Consider the following 3,057-nt stretch of genomic DNA (forward strand, 5'->3'; position numbering starts at 1 on the left):
GCCGCCCGCCTGGCCGTCTGTGCCCATGCGGCGGCCGCCGATCTCGCGGCCGCCGACGGCCAGCGCGGGCTGCTGCCCTCAGACCTGTTCGCGCCGCTGCGGCGGCTGCTGGGCTGATGCGCACGCTGACGGTCACGCTCGCCGATGAGGCGGCAACCCTTGCCCTCGGGGCAGGGCTGGCACAGGCGCTGGTGCCGGGGCTGTTGCTTACGCTCAGCGGCGAGTTGGGTGCGGGCAAGACCACCCTGTGCCGGGGCATCGTCCAGGGCCTTGGCCACCGCGGGGCGGTAAAGAGTCCGACCTATACGCTGGTGGAGCCCTATGAGCATACGCGGGTGCCCGTTTACCACTTTGATCTCTATCGCCTGGGTGACCCCGAGGAGCTTGAGCTGCTGGGCTTTCGCGATTACCTCGGCGGCGACGGCGTCTGCCTGGTGGAGTGGCCGGAGCGGGGCCGGGGCTTTTTGCCCGCCGCTGACTTAGCGATTACCATGAGCGCGCAGGGCGATGGCCGCAGGGTCACGCTGGAGGCGGCAACCCCGATAGCAGGAGATGTGCTTGCAGCACTCGATCACGGCTGAGCACGGTCGGCGCCCGGGCCGCCGCGGCGCCCGCTGCCTTGTGGTCCTTGGGGCGCTCGCCGCGCTCCTCGCTACGGCCGCCGCTGGCGCCGCCACGGTCACGGATGTGCGTCTGTGGCGCGCCCCGGACCACACCCGCATCGTGCTCGACCTCGACGCCCCCGCCGAGCATCGGGTTATTGTGCTCGACAGCCCGCGCCGGGTGGTGCTGGACGTGTCCGGTGTGGTGCTGCGTAGCACCGTCGAGGCGCTACCCCTTGAGGGAACACCGATTACCCGGGTGCGCGCCGGCGTGCGCGAAGGCAGCGATCTGCGCCTGGTGTTCGACATGAAAGCGACGGTCACGCCGCGCAGCTTCGCGCTGCGCGCCAACGCCCAGGCCGCGGACCGCGTTGTCCTTGACCTCTACGACGAGGCGCCGCCTTCGGACGCGCCGCGCAAGGTCGCCCGCTCCGACGGCCGGCGGGACGTGGTGGTGGCTATCGACGCCGGTCACGGCGGGGAAGACCCGGGTGCCCTGGGCCCGGGCCGCCTGCGCGAGAAGGATGTGGTGCTCGCCATCGCGCAGGAGCTGCACGCGCATTTCGAGCGCGAGCCCGGCTTCAGGCCGACCCTGATTCGCAGCGGCGACTACTACGTGAGCCTTCGCGGCCGCCGGGATCTTGCCCGCAAGCGCCAGGCCGACCTCTTTGTATCCATCCACGCCGATGCCTTTACCCGCAAGGAAGCCAACGGTGCCTCCGTCTATGCACTTTCTACCCGCGGCGCCACCAGTACCACGGCCCGCTACCTGGCCGAGAGCGAAAACGCCGCCGACCTTATCGGCGGCGTGCGCCTTGCCGACAAGGACGAAATGCTCGCCGGGGTGCTCGCAGACCTGTCCATGACCTCTACGCTCGATGCCAGCCTGAACATGGGCACGACGGTGCTCGGCGAGATGGATACGGTGGCCCGGCTGCACAAACGCCAGGTGGAGCAGGCGGCCTTCGCGGTGCTCAAGTCCCCGGACATCCCGTCGATCCTGGTGGAGACGGGCTTTATCTCGAATCCGGCGGAGGCGCGCAAGCTGTCCACAGCGAGCTACCGCCGGCAGATGGCGGCGGCGATCTTCCGCGGCCTGCGCGGCTGGTGGCGTGACCACCCGCCGCCGGGCACCCTGCTGGCCTGGGAGAAGGAAAACGGGCTGGGTCGCCAGTACACCATCGCCCGCGGCGATACGCTCTCGGGCATCGCCCACCGCTTCAACGTCTCCGTGAATGAATTGAAGAGCTACAACAGCCTGCGCGGGGACCGCATCATGGTCGGCAAGACCCTGAAGATTCCGGCAAGCTGATGGCCGCAAGGAAAGTCCCGGTGATGGCGGTGCCTGTGATGGCCGCAGCGATGGTCGAGGGAGGGCACGCCCCGTGGGTCTGATCCACCGCCTGTCGCCGCGGCTGGCCAACCAGATCGCCGCCGGGGAGGTTGTCGAGCGCCCGGCCTCGGTGGTCAAGGAACTGCTAGAGAACGCTCTCGATGCCGGTGCCGACCGGCTCGACATCGAGGTGGAGGGCGCCGGCACGCGGCTTATCCGCATCCGCGACAACGGCTGCGGTATCGGTGCCGAGGACCTGCCCCTGGCCCTGGCCCGGCACGCGACCAGCAAGATCGACAGCCTCGATGACCTCGAAGCCGTGCGCACCCTGGGCTTTCGCGGCGAGGCCCTGGCCAGCATCGGCTCCGTGTCCCGGCTCAGTATCACCAGCAACGACAGCGACGCGGGCCCCGGGCACCGGGCGGCCAGCGAGGGCCGGGACCAGGCCGTGACCGTGGCCCCGGCGCCGCACCCCCGGGGGACCACCGTCGAGGTGCGCGACCTGTTTTTTAACACGCCGGCCCGGCGCAAGTTCCTGCGCACGGAGAAAACCGAGTTCGGGCACCTCGAGGAGGTGGTCAAGCGCCTGGCCCTGGCCCGCTTCGACGTTGCCTTTGACCTGCGGCACAACGGCCGCTCCGTGCAACGGCTGCGGCCCGCAGACACGGAGGCGGAGCAGCGCCGGCGGGTGGCGGCGGTCTGCGGGCCGGCTTTTCTGGAGCAGTCCGTGCCCCTGGAGCGGGAAGCCCCGGGGCTGCGCCTGGGCGGCTGGATCGGTCTGCCCACATTTTCACGCAGCCAGGCGGACCTGCAGTACTTTTTTGTCAATGGCCGCATCGTCCGCGACAAGGTCGTGGCCCATGCGGTGCGCCAGGCCTACCGCGACGTGCTCTACCACGGCCGCCACCCGGCCTACCTGCTTTATCTGGCGGTGGATCCGGCGCAGGTGGATGTGAACGTGCACCCCACCAAGCACGAGGTCCGCTTCCGCGACTCGCGCTCGGTGCACAATCTCATCTACGGCACCCTGCACCGGGCCCTTGCGGAGCTGCGCCCCGGGGACGGCACGGCCGCCGCGCCGGCCCCGGCGGGCGTGGATAGCGGTCCGGCGCCGGCCCAGGG

3 protein-coding genes are annotated in these 3,057 nt (G+C 70.2%); all 3 read left to right on the plus strand.

The window, feature by feature from the left end:
• Positions 1-116: 116 nt before the first annotated feature.
• On the plus strand, positions 117-581 hold the full coding sequence (tsaE, locus tag HRUBRA_RS14415) for a tRNA (adenosine(37)-N6)-threonylcarbamoyltransferase complex ATPase subunit type 1 TsaE (RefSeq protein WP_035518348.1): 465 nt from the start codon (positions 117-119) through the stop codon (positions 579-581).
• Positions 559-1,914, plus strand: a complete 1,356-nt coding sequence (locus HRUBRA_RS14420) for an N-acetylmuramoyl-L-alanine amidase (RefSeq protein WP_407681020.1) — start codon at positions 559-561, stop codon at positions 1,912-1,914. The genes tsaE and HRUBRA_RS14420 overlap by 23 nt, the downstream gene beginning before the upstream one ends.
• Positions 1,915-1,987: 73 nt before the next feature.
• On the plus strand, positions 1,988-3,057 hold a 1,070-nt coding region (gene mutL, locus HRUBRA_RS14425; protein ID WP_035518350.1), incomplete at its 3' end, for a DNA mismatch repair endonuclease MutL.

The organism is Pseudohaliea rubra DSM 19751, assembly GCF_000764025.1.
In the GTDB taxonomy this organism is placed as follows: Bacteria; Pseudomonadota; Gammaproteobacteria; order Pseudomonadales; family Halieaceae; genus Pseudohaliea; species Pseudohaliea rubra.